Annotated in this window: 11 protein-coding genes and 1 tRNA gene; 10 read left to right on the top strand and 2 right to left on the bottom strand. The window is 63.6% G+C overall.

What is annotated here, in order from left to right:
* Positions 1–90 precede the first annotated feature (90 nt).
* The 4 genes from fdhE to G3N59_RS24960 all read left to right on the top strand — a co-directional run bounded on the left by fdhE (position 91) and on the right by G3N59_RS24960 (position 4,533).
* Positions 91–1,026 carry a formate dehydrogenase accessory protein FdhE gene (fdhE, locus tag G3N59_RS24975; RefSeq protein WP_205985486.1) on the top strand — a complete coding sequence of 312 codons (936 nt, stop codon included), beginning with the start codon at positions 91–93 and terminating at the stop codon, positions 1,024–1,026.
* Between the two features lie 10 nt (positions 1,027–1,036).
* Entirely contained in the window at positions 1,037–2,494 is a 1,458-nt protein-coding gene (selA, locus tag G3N59_RS24970) for an L-seryl-tRNA(Sec) selenium transferase (protein WP_205985485.1), read from the top strand.
* Positions 2,491–4,410 (top strand): selenocysteine-specific translation elongation factor, encoded by a 1,920-nt coding sequence (selB, locus tag G3N59_RS24965; RefSeq protein WP_205985484.1) that lies wholly within the window; start codon positions 2,491–2,493, stop codon positions 4,408–4,410. Before selA ends, selB begins: the two co-directional genes overlap by 4 nt.
* Before the next feature lie 30 nt (positions 4,411–4,440).
* Positions 4,441–4,533, top strand: a tRNA-Sec gene (locus tag G3N59_RS24960).
* 76 nt (positions 4,534–4,609) lie between these two features.
* Here G3N59_RS24960 and G3N59_RS24955 read toward each other — a convergent pair.
* Both G3N59_RS24955 and G3N59_RS24950 read right to left on the bottom strand, forming a co-directional pair.
* A complete protein-coding gene (locus tag G3N59_RS24955) occupies positions 4,610–5,980 on the bottom strand; it encodes a hypothetical protein (RefSeq protein WP_205985530.1) in 1,371 nt (456 codons plus the stop codon).
* 65 nt (positions 5,981–6,045) lie between these two features.
* Positions 6,046–6,303: a PAAR domain-containing protein gene (locus G3N59_RS24950; protein ID WP_205985483.1), complete on the bottom strand. Its 258-nt coding sequence runs from the start codon at positions 6,301–6,303 to the stop codon at positions 6,046–6,048.
* A gap of 492 nt (positions 6,304–6,795) precedes the next feature.
* On the opposite strand from G3N59_RS24950, the gene G3N59_RS24945 reads away from it, so the two are divergent.
* Genes G3N59_RS24945 through G3N59_RS24920 form a run of 6 tightly spaced genes read left to right on the top strand, consistent with a single transcriptional unit; the run spans position 6,796 to position 17,286 of the window.
* Positions 6,796–9,606: a type VI secretion system Vgr family protein gene (locus tag G3N59_RS24945; RefSeq protein WP_205985482.1), complete on the top strand. Its 2,811-nt coding sequence runs from the start codon at positions 6,796–6,798 to the stop codon at positions 9,604–9,606.
* The gene (locus G3N59_RS24940; protein WP_205985481.1) at positions 9,603–10,451 is read left to right on the top strand and encodes a DUF4123 domain-containing protein; all 849 of its coding nucleotides are present in this window, start codon (positions 9,603–9,605) and stop codon (positions 10,449–10,451) included. The genes G3N59_RS24945 and G3N59_RS24940 overlap by 4 nt, the downstream gene beginning before the upstream one ends.
* A 15-nt stretch (positions 10,452–10,466) precedes the next feature.
* The gene (locus G3N59_RS24935) at positions 10,467–11,063 is read left to right on the top strand and encodes a DUF3304 domain-containing protein (RefSeq protein WP_205985480.1); all 597 of its coding nucleotides are present in this window, start codon (positions 10,467–10,469) and stop codon (positions 11,061–11,063) included.
* Positions 11,060–13,444: a DUF2235 domain-containing protein gene (locus tag G3N59_RS24930; RefSeq protein WP_205985479.1), complete on the top strand. Its 2,385-nt coding sequence runs from the start codon at positions 11,060–11,062 to the stop codon at positions 13,442–13,444. The genes G3N59_RS24935 and G3N59_RS24930 overlap by 4 nt, the downstream gene beginning before the upstream one ends.
* A gap of 37 nt (positions 13,445–13,481) precedes the next feature.
* Positions 13,482–16,805 (top strand): type VI secretion system tip protein VgrG, encoded by a 3,324-nt coding sequence (gene vgrG, locus G3N59_RS24925; protein ID WP_205985478.1) that lies wholly within the window; start codon positions 13,482–13,484, stop codon positions 16,803–16,805.
* Positions 16,783–17,286: a hypothetical protein gene (locus G3N59_RS24920; RefSeq protein ID WP_205985477.1), complete on the top strand. Its 504-nt coding sequence runs from the start codon at positions 16,783–16,785 to the stop codon at positions 17,284–17,286. The genes vgrG and G3N59_RS24920 overlap by 23 nt, the downstream gene beginning before the upstream one ends.
* Positions 17,287–17,312 lie beyond the last annotated feature (26 nt).

Genomic DNA, 17,312 nt, shown 5'->3' with positions numbered 1-17,312 from the left:
TAATAGCGCTGCTGGCAAGCCGCCTCGTCCGAAAGGGCGCGGCGGCTTTTTGCTGGTTGGACGGAAAGTGGCTGGACGGAGACATAAGCCGTGACGCAACAACGCATTCTCGACCCCGAGCAGATCCAGACGCAGGACCCTTCCGCGATTCCGCGCATCCGCCTGCCCGAACGGCTGACGCTGTTCAGGGAGCGCGCCGCGCGTCTGCGCAAGCTCGCGGATCGCAATCCTATCGGCGGTTATATGCGCCTCATGGCGGCGCTCGTGGACGCGCAACAGCAGGCGCTCGAACATCTCGACGCGCAGATGCCTTCCGCCGAGGCCATCGCCAACGCGCAACGTCATTCGATGCCGATCTTGCCGGCGCTAGGCGCGGAGCGCGACCCGCAATGGCGCACGGTGCTGCGTCGTCTCGCCGATCGCGTCGAAGCGGCGGGCGCGGTGACGCCTGCGCTGGCCAAGGTGCTCGACGCATTGCGCGCGATGAGCGACTCGCAACTCGACGCGCAAGCGGACGCACTGCTCGCGCAACGCTACGCCGAAGTCATGCCCGCCACCGCGCCGTTCGTGATGGCCGCGCTGCAAACCGTATGGACCGATCTGGCGAGCCGTCTCAACGCGCAGGATGTGCCTTACGTGGATGCGCCGGGCGTGTGCCCCGTATGCGGTCTGCCGCCTGTGGCGAGCATCGTGCGCGTGGGCGGCGCATTCCAGGGTTATCGCTATACGCAATGCAGCTTGTGCGGCACGGAAAACCATGTGGTGCGCGTGAAATGCACGAATTGCGATTCGACCAAAGGCATCGCGTATCACGGCATCGAAGGCAGCGACGGCGCCTTGAAAGCCGAGTCGTGCGACGAATGCCATACGTATCGCAAGATCGGCTATCAGGACAAGGATCTCGAATGCGAACCGCTCGCCGACGATCTCGCGAGCCTCACGCTCGATCTGCTGATGAGTGACGCGGGCTACCGGCGCGCGAGTGCGAACCCGCTGCTGTATCCCGAAGCATCGGCCGATCAGTGAGGCGAGCCCCATGAGCGAAACCGTGGCGCACGGTGCGAAACCCGCGCTCAATGCCTTGCTCGCGCAGATGCCGGCGGTGGAACGCGTGATCGCCTCGGCCGCTGCGCAGACCTTGATCGCGCAATACGGGCGCACGCAGGTGCTCGAAGCGATTCGCGCGACGCTCGACGGATGGCGCCGCGATGTGCAGTCCGGCGCGCATCCTCACGCTGACGATGTACAGCACCCGTTCTCCATCGAGCACGTGATCGCCGATGCCGATATCGCCTTGCAGAAGCGTTCGCAGGGAAAATTGCGGGCGGTTTTCAATCTCACGGGCACCGTGCTGCATACGAATCTGGGCCGCGCGCTGCTGCCTGACGAATCGGTGCGCGCGGTGGTGCAGGCGCTCACGCAACCCGCGAACCTCGAATTCGATCTGGCCACCGGCAAGCGCGGCGATCGCGACGATCTGATCGACGAACTCATTGGCGAACTCACGGGCGCGGAAGCGGCCACGGTCGTGAACAATAATGCGGCGGCGGTGTTGCTCACGCTTTCCGCGCTGGCCACGCGCAAGGAAGTGATTGTCTCGCGCGGCGAACTGGTGGAGATTGGCGGCGCGTTTCGTATTCCCGACATCATGAGTCGCGCAGGCGCACGTCTGCGCGAGATCGGCACGACCAATCGCACGCATCTTAAGGATTACGAAGCGGCTATCAATGCACGCACGGCTTTGCTGATGAAAGTGCATTGCAGCAACTACGCAATCAGCGGTTTTACGAAAAGCGTCGAACTGGACGAACTCGCACCGCTGGCGCGACAACATGGATTACCGGTCGCGGTCGATCTTGGCAGCGGCACGCTGACCGATCTCACGCAATGGGGCTTGCCTGCCGAGCCAACCGTGCGCGCAACCGTGCAAGCCGGCGCGGATGTCGTGACCTTTAGCGGCGACAAATTGCTGGGCGGGCCGCAAGCGGGCCTGATCGTCGGCAGGAAGGATCTGATCGCGAAGATCAAGAAGCATCCGCTCAAGCGCGCGCTGAGAGTGGGCAAGCTCACGCTCGCGGCGCTGGAGCCGGTGCTCAGGCTCTATCAGGCACCCGAGTTTCTGCGCGAACGGCTGACGACGCTGCGCCTGCTCACGCGTCCCGCCGCCGAAATGCACGAAGCCGCCACACGCGCCTTGCCTGCGTGGCAGCGCGCGCTGGGCGAAAGCTACGAAGCGAGTATCGCGCCGATGTTCAGCCAGATCGGCAGCGGCGCATTGCCGGTCGATGTGCTGCCGAGTAGCGGCCTCGTGCTGCGCCATCGCGGCAAGGGCGGCAGCGGCCGCGCGCTGCTCAGGCTCGAACGCGCGCTGCGGGCGTTGCCGCGCCCGGTGATCGGCCGTATCGCCGACGATGCCCTGCACCTCGACCTGCGCTGCCTCGAAAGCGCCGACGAAGCGGCTTTCATTGCCCAACTCGCGGAGCTGCGCCTGTGATCGTTGGCACAGCGGGGCATATCGATCACGGCAAGACCACGCTCGTGCGCGCGCTGACGGGCGTGGACACCGATCGCCTGAAGGAAGAGAAAGCGCGCGGCATTTCAATCGAACTCGGCTACGCGTATACGCCGCTTGCGAACGGCGACGTGCTGGGATTTATCGACGTGCCCGGCCATGAAAAGCTCGTGCATACGATGGCGGCGGGCGCATGCGGCATCGACTTCGCGCTGCTCGTGATCGCCGCCGACGACGGCGTGATGCCGCAAACGCGCGAACATCTCGCGATCCTGCAATGGCTGGGCGTGCAGCACGGCGCGATCGCGCTCACCAAAGTCGATCGCGTGGATGCCGGACGTCTCGCGCAGGTACGCGCGGAAATCGCCGCGTGGCTCGCGCCGACTTCGTTACGCGACGCGCCGATCTTCGAAACCCACGCAAGCGAGCCCGATAACGCGGGCGTCGCGCAACTCGATGCGTATCTGCGCGAGCGGGCGATGCAATGGCAATCGCGCGATGACGATGGTTTGTTCCGGCTCGCGGTGGACCGCGTATTCACGTTGACCGGGCAGGGCACGGTCGTGACCGGCACGGTCTTCGCGGGCCGCGTGCAGACCGGCGATACGCTGCTGCTCGCGCCTGCTGGCGAGCCTGTGCGCGTGCGTGGCATCCATGCGCAGAATCGTGCTGCGGAAATCGGCCATGCGGGACAACGTTGCGCGCTCAACCTTGCTGGCATCGACAAGGATCGCATCGCGCGCGGCGACTGGATCGTCGATGCGCGGCTTGCGCAACCGGCTACGCGGCTCGACGTCGAACTGCAATTGCTCGCCGATGCGGACATCACCCTGCAACACTGGTCGCCACTGCACGTGCATCTGGGCACGACGCATCGTGTGGCGAACGTTGCGCTGCTCGAAGGCGAAACGCTGGCGGCGGGCGAGCGGGCGCGCGTGCAGCTGGTGTTCGATGCACCGCTGCATGCGCTGCCGGGCGACCGCTTTATCGTGCGTAACGCGCAGGCGAGTCGTACCGTGGGCGGCGGACGCGTGCTCGATCCCTTCGGCCCGTCGCGCAGACGGCGCACGCCGGAGCGGCGCGCGTGGCTCGATGCGCTGCGTGCGTGGCTGGATGAAGGGCGTGTCGATGCGCTGATCGCGCAGGCGCCGCGCGGGCTCGAACGCAGCGCGTTGACGCAGTTGACGGGCTACGATGCGGCGACGCTCGCGTTACCGGACGACGTGATCGTCATCGCGCCGCAAGGCCGCGCCGAAGACACGATTGTGCTGGCGCGTGAACATTGGACGCGGCTGGTTGCGCGCATCGTCGATGTGCTGGGCGATTTCCATGCGCGGATGCCCGACGAGCAAGGCCCGGATGCCGCGCGTCTGCGGCGTATGGCAGCGCCGCTTGTCACTGATACGGTGTGGCGTGCGGCTGTCGATGCGCTGGTCGAGCAGGGGCGCATTGCGCGTAGCGGGCCGTGGCTGCATTTGCCTTCGCATGCGGTTTCGCTCGACGCGGATGAGGAGGCGCTGGCCGCGCGGCTTATGCCGTTGATCGCGCTAGGCCGTTTCGATCCGCCGTGGGTGCGCGATCTCGCGCGCGATATGCAACAGCCGGAAGAGAAGGTACGTGCGTTGCTGCGCAAGCTTGCACGCCTTGGGCGCTTGTATCAGATCGTGCGCGATCTGTTTTATGACCGTGAGGTTGTGCACGATCTCGCGCGCCTGATTGCGGAGATGGCGCGCGATGGTCGTGCGGGTGTCGGTGCGGCGGCGTTTCGCGATGCGTCCGGTCTCGGGCGCAAGCGCGCGATCCAGATTCTGGAGTTCTTCGATCGCGTTGGATATACTCGGTTTCAGCGCGATCTGCATTTGCTAAGACCCGATAGCCGAATGCGTGAATGGCTTTGATTTTGTTTTGTGTCTCGATCGTTGTGCAAGGGAAGGCAATCGCATCCGGTGGTGCGGCTGGACTTCAAATCCAGTTGGGGACGTCAGCCGTTCCTGGGACAGTTCGACTCTGTCTGCTTTCCGCCCAAATTTTTCCATCCACCTCGTAATAATATAAATAAAGGAATACGAATTAACGGGCGGAGAAGTTTCGTGATCTCTACGCCGTGTCCGGCAAAGGCGTCGCCAGCACACCAGGCGCAACAAGGATCGCTGCGCGGGCGAGCGGGTCGCTGAGTGTTGCGGCGAAGATCGGCTGGCATGTGTCGTTGGCGCGCTGCGCCGCGACCGCGAGCGTCACCAGTGCGAGCGCCGTGCCGCTTGCGCCGTTGGCAAGGCCTAAATGACTGCTGCGCGCGGGCGCTTCGTCCTGCCAGGTACGTTCGGCGATCGTCACGATTTCGCTGCGCGTGGCGTTGCGCTGATCGGCGTCGCTGATCAGACCATAGGGCGCATTCCCGGGGTAAAGAGGGGCGAACTGCGCGCGCGCTTTTTCCAGCACATGATCGAGCGTGCTCTTCGTGGCGCCGTCTGGCACATGCTGAGCCGCCACGAGCCGATGCAGACGCGGTGCCTGCATGGCCAGCGGTGTGTCGGGACGCGCGAGCAACAGCGCGCATGCGCCTTCGCCTGGCACCTCGCCGTCGGGCCGGTCGTGTCCGTAAAGGCGTCCCTCGCGTGCGAGCACATTCACGGCCTGTTGCGTCGCGCATGAATCGAAAGCCAGTACGACGTGCGGCTCGCTCCCAGGCAGCAGGTGCAAGGCCTGAATGACCTCGTCGACAACCATGCAGCCCTGGACCGGATTCGCGATCACATGCAATTGCGCTTGCGCCAGTCCTGGCGGCACGCGCTCCTGCGCCGCGTGTGTTTCGAGCCATGCCGCTAGCGTGGCCGCTTCGTGCTGCCAGCGTATCGGCACCAGCAGATGCAGTTTTAGCGGCGGGGTGTCGGGCGTGGGATTCGAGAGCGCGGCGTGGCGTTCGAGCAGTTCGTCCAGCGCATCGGCCGCGAGCGCCAGCGCACGCCAGTGCTCGTCGCGCAGTGTTTCGTGTTGGGCCGATGCAAGCAGTTCCGTGTCGAAGCGATCGAGCGAGAGCGCTTCGACGCTGCCTGCAAATACGCCGCTGCCATCGGGACGTTCGAGATCGGGGTGCAAGCCGAGCGCGCGATACGCTTGCGCAGCAAGCAGGACCTCCGCCGTGGTCGCGCCTGCGGGCACTCGCACGCTGCTGTCGATCAGCGCGGCGGTGAGTGTCTGCGTTGCGTCGGGCGGCGCGGTCGTCGTGGACGTGGATGCCGTAGCTGCAGCGTCATGTTGCTGTGCATCGGGCGGCGTCTTGCGCTGTTGGAGAAGCGCACGCGCCACCGCGATGCCGACGGTCAAAGCGATCGGCAGGGCAATGCCGCAGAGTATCAACTCCCGTTGGCTGGGCTGATGCCACGTGGATCGCCACCAGAAATAGAGCGCCGTCCACACGACAATAAAGGTCACGGCCACTGATGCCGTCCTGCGCAACGCCTTGATCATCCCTGTCGTCACCCCGTGTTCGATGCGATTCGAATCGCTTGTATGGCGCGTTTGCTTCGCGCGCGTCAGTCGCTGCCGGCCGACTGGCTCGCGATCAGCGTCGCGCCGCAGGCCGTCTTGTGGCCGTCGCGTGCAACGGCTTCGCCTTGCACGCTCATTGTGTCGTCGCCTTCGGCGATATGGTTCGAGCCGTGAATCGGGCAACTGACCGTGTCGTTGCGGCGAGCGATTCCACGGTTCTTCACCGACGACACGGCCGAAGCGCTCGTGACGCTGCCGCCATGGCTGTGCTTGTCGCCCAGAACGATGAAGGGCTTCGACATGAATGGGTCTCCTTGCAGGGCGGGTGACGCGACGTGTGCAGCGATTGAACGGGAATGCGCCGCCGAAAACGGGCGAATTTACTGGCTACGCGCTTCTTTAAACCGGAATTGAATGGTCGGTCCGGTATTTATTGCCTGAAAATATAATAAAAGATTGTATCGATGGCTGATTGCCGGATTTGCTGCCTGCCATTATCGCGTTCAATGTCGATGCGTCAAGCTTTAAAGAAGGATGGTTTTTCAGTAGCCGAAAACGATATGCTGATCTAGAATCTCATCGATGTAATATTTGTAGGGTTTGGTTATCCATTGTGCATGAAAATAGCGCTAGGTGTCTGGTTTAATTTGATTTTTCCCTGAGATCGTGCGGGGGAATTGCGCTATCCGGGGCGTTGTACGCGGGGCGGTGTGCGATAGCCTACGCTCGTGCCTTTACCTTCGGATTATTAAATTCAACTAGAAGAACGTCAGATCCTGAGAAGCGGGAATTGCATGAGCGTTATTACTGAATTGGCGTCGTTTTTTAACGCATTCAATCGGCTGTATTCGCTGGAAGGCGAAGGCGCGCTTGCGGCAATGCAAATCGAGCGCTGGTACGGTCATGAAGCGCTTTCCGCTAACTTCGAATGGGACGTTCATACGCTCGCCACAAACCCATCGCTGGATCTCGAAGCGATGCTCGGGCAGCGCGCATTGATTCGCACGACGCTGGCCGACGGCAGCAGTGCAGTGCGCAGCGGGCTGGTGGCGCAGGCCGAATGTCTGGGTTTTGACGCCGGGGTCGCGCGCTACCGGCTGCAACTCGTGCCGTGGCTGGCCGTGCTCGAACATGCGCGAGATCAGCGCACTTTCATGAAGCAGACCGTGGCGGATGTGCTCGACGCGGTGTTCGCGCCTTATGCCGATATCGCGAGCTGGCGTTTCACCGCCGATGCGGACCGGCGTATCGAAACGCTGGGCGCGAGTCCATTTCGCGTGCAGTACCGCACGCATACGCACTACGCGTTCGTGCGGCACTTGCTGGCCGAGGCGGGTCTCGGTTTCTGCTTTATCGAGGATGACGAAGCGCCGGCCGGCCACACGATGCTGATTTTCGACGACAGCACGCAGCTCGCCGAGGACGAAACGTCGGCGCGGCTCGGCGGCGTGCCGCGCCAATTGAGCGGTATGAATACGAGCGCGGACGACATGATCGTCGGCATCGGGCAATCGCTTTCGCTGACCGCCGATCGCGTCACGCTGATCAGCAGCGACTATCGCGCCAACCAGGCGAAGACCGCGAGCGCGAGCCTGCGCCGTGCCGATGGCGCGCGCGAGCTTTACGACGATGTCGGGCCAGAGGCCTTCGACAGTCTGCGCGAGGCGCAGGAAACCGCGCAGCGCCATGCGCAGGCGATGCTGTCGCAAGCGCAGATCTGGACCGGTATCGGCACGTTGCGCACGGCGCGCGCGGGCTGCGCGATGAAGATGGCGAGCGCGTCCTGGCTCACGTCGCAGAGCGACGCTCAGGCGCCCGAAGCGCTGCTGCTTACGCGTATCGATCACATCGGCATCAACAACCTGCCTGAGGCCGTGCTGTCGGCGCTGGAGCAACACGCTGCAGCGCTGCCTGCCACGGGACTGGACGCGCGTTTGCTCAAGCAGGCGAAGGCCGGCGGCTACGCGAACCGTTTCGATGCGGTGCCCCGCACACAAGTCTGGCGGCCCACGCTCGCCGACGGCACGGGCCAGCGCCTCAATCCTGCGGCCACGGCGCTGGGCGCGCAGACCGCCATCGTCGTCGGTCCGCAGGGCGAGGCGCAGGCTGGCGCGACCGGGCCTGTGCATACCGATGCACAGGGTCGTTTGCGCCTGCGTTTTCACTGGCAGGAGGTGGGCGATACCGGTACGTATCCGGTGCGTGCGGTACAGCGTCTCGCGAGCGAAGGGCACGGGCTGCAACAGACGCCGCGTATCGGCCACGAAGTACTCGTACAGTTTCATCACGGGCTGATTCATCGGCCGATCGTGCTCGGTGGTCTGTTCAACGGGCGCGGCGAAGGCGGCGTGATGCCGACGCCTGGCGGCACAGCCGCGCAAACGCTCGACGACAGCGTGTACACGCGCGCATCGGATCATGCGCCCAGCGCCCAGGCCAATCTCGCAGGCGGTTTGAGCCCCGCGTGGCATGGCGCGGGCGGCAGCGCGAGTCGCCAGGGCGGCGGGCACAATCATGCCGGGGCGTTATCCGGCTTCAAGAGCCAGGGCTTCGACGGGCAGGGCCACAATCAGCTGGTCGCGGACGACAGCGACGGCATGGGCCGCATGCAGATGTCGACGAGCCACGCGGCCACGCAACTCAACATCGGCCATCTGCGCCATCAGGCCGACAACTACCTCGGCAGTTTCCGCGGTCAGGGCGTGGAGTTACGCTCCGATGCTTATGGCGCGGTGCGCGCGACGCGCGGCGTGCTGGTCTCCAGCTATGCGCCGGCGGGTGCGGCACAGCCGGCGGGCGATGTATCGGCATTGCAAGGGTTGCTCGCGCGGCAGATCGCGCTGGTCAAACGCTTCGACAGCGCAGCGGCCGCGCATGGCACGCTGCCGTTCGCCGCGCAGCGTGGCGTGACGCAAAGCGGCCAGTCGGCGCTGAACGCGAGCGCTGCGCCGCTCGACGCGCTGGCGCAGAGTTTCGCGACCACAGTGAGCGCGAACGGCTACCAGCAGGCCAGCGCCGATGCCTCGCAGCGCGCAACCGGCGAGACATTGCCCCATAGCGGCGATGCCGTGCTCGGCGTGGAGGCGCAAGGCGGTCACGGGATGATTGCCGGACAGGCCTTGCAGTGGAACGCGGGCGAGACGCTGACCGTCGGCAGCGGCGGCGATTTCAACCTTGCCGGCGCGCGCCAGTTGCGCGTGCATAGCGGCCAGGGCATCGGCTGGCTGGCGGGCGCGGGCAATGCGTCGGGTGTTGGTATGAGCGTGATCGCGGGCAAGGATGGCATGAGCTTGCAGGCGCAGCAGGACACGCTTGCGATGCGCGCGCGCGACGACGTGAGGCTCGCATCCGCGAGCGCGGACGTGCAGATCGCCGCGAAGAAGACCGTGCATCTCGCGGTCAGCGGCGGCGCGCACATCACTATTGAAGGCGGGAACGTCACGTTCGGCTGTCCGGGCAAGTTTGTCGTGTATGCCGCGCAGCATGCATTCGTAGGCCCGGAACAGGCGGATACGCCGCTGCCGCAGTTCCCTGAAAAAGTCTGCGTCGAGTGTCTGATGCATGCGATGCAGTCGGGCAGTGCGCTCGCGGCCAAGGCGGTGTGAGCGTGAAGAACGTAGCGTTCGACTGGATCGATCCGTATCGCGACGATACGACGGCGCGCCTGCGCGAGCTGTTCGAACGCGGCGCGAGCGAGGGTGCGTGGCATCTGCTTCTCGATATGGCATTCGCGCCCGAATTGCATGAGGGGCTTGCTGCGCACATCGACGCCAATTCGCGTGTCGTGCTTTACGAAGGCATGTACGAGGGCGACGATTTGCTGGCGATCTCGCCGTGTCTCGTGCGTTTGCCCGACGATATCGACGCACGCATGGCGCTTTGCGAGGTGGTGCTGCGTGAATCGGCCGGGCGGCCGATGTTGAGCCTGCTGCATGGCGTGTGTGCGAGCGTGGCGCTGGCTGCGCATCTGCGCGGACAGATGGAGGCGCAGGCAAGCGCAGACGACGAGGCGTTTCTCGTGCGTTTCGCTGATACGCGTTGTTTGCCGGTATGGCTCGATGTATTGACGGCGCAGCAGCGCGCTCGATTTATCGCGGGTATCGACGCGTGGTGGATGTTCGATCGTACGGGGGCGCTGGTCGCGCTGGATCGCGGTGAAACGGGTGAGACCGTGGATGAAAGCGGCAAGCCTTATGTACTCGACGCAAGGCAGATCGGCGCGCTGCGCGAGGCTGCCAGGATCGACACGTTGATTTATCACGTACGCCAGCGGCCCGAAAGTTTCGGCACGCTGGCGGGCACGCCTTCGCAGATTCACGCGTGTGTGAACGCGGCGTGGACGATGCATGAGGGAACGGTTGCGGGCGCGTCGCGTGTGGCGCTCGATGCGCTGGAGGCGGCGGGGTTGCTGGCGGCGAACGCATCAGATGCGTTGGCCGTGGGCGCCTGAAAAAAGGATTCGTTCATGATATTCGGGTTGATCAGGAAAACAGCTAGCTGCTTCGTCATGCTGACGTTTGCGCTGGGCGTAGCGGGTTGTTCGCGCGCAGCTGAATCTTCTTCGCAGGCGAATGCACAAGTTGCGGCGCCACCAGGCGCAACGGGAGTCGACGATACGCTCGACCTTAAAATCAGCGCGCTGAACTACACCGATGTACCCATTGGCCGTTTCCAGGTGAATGACGTCGGCGATGGCGCAGTGCGCGCACGCCGTAACGGCGGTGCCAGCGGCATAAGTTGCTGCGTTTCGTTGCCGGCCAAATGGCATCCAGGCATCACCGTGACCGTCGATTGGCGCGATGACGTCATGTTCGCGAAGAATCCGGTGGCAATGGCGAGACGGGTTGTGCAGGTCGAGCCCTATGAATCGTTCTATGACGGCTTTCTGTGGGTACTGTTCATGCCGGGCGACAGGATCAAGGTCTATGCGTCCAGATGGGCGCCAGGATTCGCAGGCTTTCCCGAAGGTTTGCAGCGGCCCGACGAGGCTTGTCCGGGGCACTTCGCGCTGCTCAACAGCGATCCGCACTGCTTGACGCCTGAGAAGAGGAGTCAGCGATGAGCTTTCGCTTCGCCGCGCCCGAGCGTCCGGACGTGAACATTGTGACGAAGGCGGAGCAGGATGCCATCCTTCGGCGTCTGCATGACGACGACGGCATGAGTTGCTGCAAGACGCTTCACATCGGCGTCTTTTTCGATGGGACGCGCAATAACGAGGGGCGCGATCGTCCGGGAGGGAAAGACAGCAACGTCTCGCGTCTCTTCCATGCATTTATGGTCGACCGATGGCACCAGCCAATCTATGTGGCGGGCGTGGGCACGCCGTTCGTCAACGAAGTCGGTGATCAGGGCGTCGGCCTGCAGGCGGCTGCAGGTGCCGCGGCGGGATGGGCAGGCGAGGGGCGCATCAACTGGGCTCTCTTGCAGATCCACAACACCGTGCATCAATACGTTTGCGGTGTGACCTTGAGCGAAGCGCTGCAACAAAAAGACAAGGACATCACGCGATCCATCAGCGTCGACCTCAACTTCAAAGGCATCGATCTCGGCGGCACGCCACCCCAGCCTGGCAGTATCGGCGATATCAACGCGCGTGGCAGTTCGGGCGCAGGGGCGCTCAGACTGATAGCCGCGGAGCAAAACGGTATCGAATTGCGTTGGGATCGCGACACCATCTGGTCGCAACTCAAAGGCGAAGTCGATATCGCGAACTGGACGCGCACGATGCGCGAATGGGACGAGAAACGCCGCCGTGTAATGCGCGAGCGTTGTGCCGCGCTCAAGGCGCGCGTGGGCGATCGGCTCGTCAATGGCAAGCCGAAAGTACAGCGAATTCGCCTGTACGTGTTTGGCTTCTCGCGCGGTGCGGCCGAGGCGCGCACGTTCTCGAACTGGCTCGCCGATGCGCTCGATCCGGATTTCACGCTCTGTGGCGTGCCGGTCTCGTACGATTTTCTCGGCATCTTCGATACGGTGGCCTCTGTGGGAATTGCCCAGAGTACGGCCGCGACGGTGTTCGACGGACATGGCGGCTGGGGGCGCAAGGAATTGATGGCGGTGCCGTCCTATGTGCGTCGCTGCGTTCATATGGTTGCCGCCCATGAACCACGCGGCTCGTTTCCGCTCGACCTGATCGACAGCGCGATGGATGGCCGCGAGGAAATCGTCTATCCCGGCGTGCATTCGGATGTCGGCGGCGGCTATGGCCCCGGCGAGCAGGGACGTGGCACCGGCGATGCGGACAAGCTTTCGCAGGTACCCTTGCTCGACATGTATCGAGCGGCGCGCGTGGCGGGTGTGCCGCTTGACGCGATCAGCGCGGGTGCCGATGTCGCGGCGTCTTTCGGCATTTCGTCCGCCCTCAAGACCGCCTTCGCGAACTACGTCAACACGAGCAAGGGCTACTACGCCAATCAGGATCACGGCACCGCAGGGCTGATGCGCGCGCACTACGGTCTCTATCTGCGCTGGCGCAGGATGCGGCTCGACAATCTGCGCGAGCAGCCGGGCTTCAAGGCGGCCAAAGCCGCCTATCCGCAGGATGGCGCCGATCTCGACAGCGCGAACGAAGAGCTCAGGGCCGAATGGAAGGACCTGCTCGAGTGCGAGAAAAATGGCGGGCCGACGGTGGGCCACTACGTCATGAAGGCGATCGACAACCAGATGGCGAAAAACCCGAAGTCCGTCGCGCTGGTTGCGCCGCCGCTATTGCCTGCGCTCGCGAGTCTGGCTGTGAATCCCTTCGTTGGCCCGGCGATCGGCGGCGGAAAGCTTGCCGTCGACTTCTTTCGTCAGCAGATCGAGGAAAAGTGGCGGCAATGGTGCGAAGTGCGCAGCGACTGGAACCTGGGGCCGCCCGAAGCGGCGATCAGCGCGCTTTACGACGGCTTCATGCATGACTCGCGTGCATGGTTCAAGCCGCTTGGCGACGACGACGATGTCTGGAACCACAAGCAGATTCAGGATCTCAAGAAGCAGCAGGCCCAGTTCGAGCGCGATCATGCGCAATGGAAGCAGCGTCAGGCAACCGGTATGCCGGGCACGGCGCAGATCATGCAGATGATCGGCGCAGGTTCGGTGGGCCTCGCGCCTTCGCCTGCGATGCTGGCCGACCCGGAACCGCGCTCGCCGCTCAGCGCACAGCAAAGCGCCATTCTGGCGCGTTACGACGCCGCACAGCGCGCGGCGCAACAGGCGCGTGCCGCGAGGCGCACCGATGCGTCGAGTGACAGCGCCGTACTGACCGACCCCAAAGTGACGGGCGGGCTCGCGCTGCAGGACTCGGGCCGCGAGTTCTATTTCGTGTGGGGCTATCTGCGCTGGCGCACGGTGTTCGTGAACGGCGTGCGCTGGGATGCGCCGCGCGTGCCGACGGCCGAAGAAGAATGGGAAGCGCAGCGTCAGATGGTGAAGTACAACATCGACATGGGCAAGATGTTCTGAACGTATCGACTATTACCGTATCTGGCTGGAACACGACATGGATCTCGTTGGCGCTTTAACGGGTGTGAGGCAGGCGACCCGTCATATTCAGATCGATACCGCGATGCCGGGCGCGTTCGTCGTCGAGCGCTTTCATGGTCGCGAAGGCGTGAACGAATCGTTTCGCTTCGAGATCGACGTGCTGTCGAACGCGGCGTTTCTCGACCTCGCGCCGCTGATGGGCAGCGCGGCGCGCCTGCGGCTGGCTACGGGCGCAGGCGAGCGCTGCTGGAACGGCTACGTCACGCACGCGGCCTATGCCGATAGCGACGGCGAAATCACACGCTACCGCATCACCATGGAGTCGTGGCTGGCGCTGCTGCAATTGCGCCGCAACTGCCTGTATTTCGTCGATCTCGATACGGTAGGCGTTTGCGAGCGTGTGTTCAGCGATTACCCCGAAGCGCGGCGGCGCTACGAGCTGCACGAGCCGCTGCGCACGTACAGGCTGCGCGGCCAGTATCGCGAAACGGATCGGGATTTCGTGCTACGTCAGCTTGCCGAAGCAGGGCTGTCTTATCGCATCGAACATGCGCAGGATACGGGCGATGCGCCGTGCGGCAATCATAGCGTGGTGGTGTTCGATCGGCGTGCTGGCTTCGATGCGGGCAGTACCATCGCGTATAACCGGCAGGATGTGGGCGATCCCGATGGCGTCATGACGCAATTCGCGGAGCGCCGGCAACTGGTGCCGGACAGCGTGGTCGCGACGAGCTGGAAGTCCAGCGAATTGCTCGCGCTCGCGGGACGTGCGAGACAGCTTTCCGAAGCGGACGTGCCGGTGTTGCCGGCGCGCGAGATCTACGAAGGACAGCGTGCCGGCCGTTTCGAAACCGGCGAGGAGGCGCAGCGGTACGCCGATCAGCGGCTGGACGCGCTGCAACTCGACCGGCGCATATACCACGGCGCGGGTTCGTCGCGCACGCTTGAAACCGGCAAGGTTCACACGCTCACGGGTTATCTGGACGGCACGGTGAAGTTCGTCCCGCTGTGGATCGAGCACGAGGCGGTGAACAACCTCGGCGCGCAGATCGCACAGGTGCTCGCGAGCGGCGAACTCGACCAGGGGTTGTATCGCAATCGCTTTACCGCTGTGCCGGAACACGTGGCGATCGTGCCGGCGTTTCGCGATCGTCCCGTTGTGCATGGTGTGCAGACGGCCATTGTGGTGGGCGAGCCGGGCAGCGTGGTAAGCAGCACGCGCGATCATCAGGTGCGCATCCAGTTTCCGTGGATGCGGGGCACCGCGCCGCTGGCGGGCGGATTGACCGATACGGCGAGCCGTTCCAATCCGGCAGGTCATGCGCCGGGCGATCATCGCAGCGGCGTGCTGGTGCGCGTGGCCGAGCAGGCGGCGGGGCCGAACTTCGGCCACGCGTTCACGCCGCGCGTCGGTGCCGAAGTGGCGGTGGGCTTCGAATCGGGCAACATCGATTTGCCGGTCGTACTGGGGCAAGTGTATGGCGGGCGCGTGCAGCCGCCGTTCGCGGCGGGCGAAGGGAGTGATGCCAATCATTCCGGCACGCTTACGGGCCTGCAGACGCAAACGCTCGACGGCCAGAGCGGCAGTCGTTGGGTGATGGACGATGCGCCCGGACAGTTACGCCACGAGTTGACAAATGCGACCGCCAGCAGCACGCTCGCGCAGGGCTACCTGATCGAGCAACAAGGCGCGACGCGCGGCGCGTATCGCGGCGAAGGCTTCGAACTGGCGACGCAGGGCTGGGGCGTCGTGCGCGCGGGCGAAGGCGTGCTGATGTCGAGCACGGCGCGCCGTCAGGGTGTATCGACGCAGATGGATGCCGCAGAACGCATCGGACAACTGAAGAATGCCGTCGATGCATCCGCGGAACTCGACACGGCGGCGCTCGGCGCGCAGGCGTTGGGACTCGGCGCGAATGCGGCACAAAGTGCGTTTCTCAAGTCGATCGATCCGGCGCAGGACGGCAAATACACGGGCAGCGTGAATGGCCAGAGCACGGCGCAGCCAGGCGGAAAGGCCGTCGAGCGCTTCGCGCAGCCAGCGGTGCTGATGGAGTCGCCGAACAACATCGCGATGACAACGCCCAATAGCGCGGTCGCCTACGCGGCGCAGCACGTGCACGTGAGCGCGCAAGGAGACGCCCACGTTGGCGCGGCGGCGACGGTGGCGGCCGCGTCAGGAGATGCGACAAGCTTCTACAGCGTCGCGGGCGGTGTGAAGGCGATTGCGGGAGAGGGGCCGGTGAGCGTGGAGGCGCATGCGTCTACGATGGAAATATCCGGCGATCAGACCGTGAGCGTGACGTCGACAGAAGAGCGCGTCGATGTGCTTGCGAAAGACGCCATCGTGCTGCAGCAAGGCCAGAACCGCATCACGATCAAGGGCGCCGATATCATCGTCGAGACGCCGGGGCAGTTTTCAGTGAAAGCGGCAGGACATCCGTTTCCGGGCGCTGCCTCGGACAGCGTGCAATTGCCTGGGTTGCCAGTGCTCGCGCCGTTTGCGGTGTATGACGAGCAGATTCGCTTTGTCAGCAAATCGGCGGACCCGTTGGCCAAGGTCGCGTATCAGCTCAAACTGGCCGATGGTTCGACCGTCTCCGGTGTGACCGACGACGACGGCCGGACCCAGCGCATCGTCACCGATCAGCCCGTGAAGATCGAGAGCGCAGCACTCACGCCCGCGCAGACGGTCGATTGCTGCTCGAGAACGGCGGCGGCAGCGCCCGAAGCCGTGAATGTGCCGATTGCCGATATTCAGACCAACGATGCGCAGGTGGGGAGTTCGGTCAAATCCGTCGAAGTCGGCAGCGAAGGCCGCGCGTTGACGCAAGGCGAGATCGAGATGGCGAAGCTGATCTTTCAGGAGGGCATCGACTACAGCCGCGTGCGCGTTCATAAAGGCAGCTATTTCTGGTTTAACCTGCAGAGCAAAAGAACGGCTGTTACACCGAATGGAGAGATGTATTTTCTTGAAGGAGATTATGAAGAGGATTTCTCATTGCCTCAGGGTGAGTTTATCCAGAAGAGGTCATGGTTCCTTCATGAAATGACACATGTCTGGCAATTCCAGATGGGTTATGCCGTGCGCTGGCATGGGATTCTCGTCAGACTTCGGTTCGGCAGCGCCTACGATTACACCATCGAGGCCGGACAGGTATTCGGGGATTTCAATATGGAACAGCAGGGCAATATCGTGGCCGACTATTACGCGATTGTTATCGCGAAGACGTTGAGGGCGGCTATTCATGATGCACCGTTCCCCGATCACCACAAATTAGAAAAAGTACTGGCGCCGTTATTCAAGGACCCAAAAGATGCAGCGAATCTTCCGAAATAGCGCCGCGTTGCTGGCGGTATGCACCTTTTTGACATCTGCTTGCGCGAGTCAACTCGTCGTAGTGAGTCTCGACGTCCGGCAAGTTGGCGACAAGCCAGCACTGTGCTTTGCTTCGGATGACGAATATATGCAGGACGCCGTGAAACTGGCCGACATTGGCGTCGTACGTGCGACGGGTATTGCGACGCCGGTCGAAACTTACTGGGAAGTCGAAATACCTGAAAGCGCGCCGCCGGTCATATTGCATCACGGCGATTGCATTGTCTATGGACAGGCCATCGACGGGGCCAAAGTCGTCACGCCGCCGAAGCCGCTCGACAGCGGAATGCTCTACACGTTCGGCATTTCGACGAGGGATAACAAAGGCGGTCCGATTTACGCGGGTGGTTTTTGCGCCTGGCGAAAGCCTGGTAATGGACTGCGTATCGAGCGTCAGCGCAAGAAGCAGTACTCATGCTCGAGCGATACAACCCGACCATGACTCCAGCAATCCAGCAGGCAATCGAT

The organism is Paraburkholderia sp. Ac-20340, from assembly GCF_017104965.1.
Taxonomy (GTDB): domain Bacteria; phylum Pseudomonadota; class Gammaproteobacteria; order Burkholderiales; family Burkholderiaceae; genus Paraburkholderia.
This window is presented reverse-complemented; position numbering and strand designations above follow the sequence as displayed.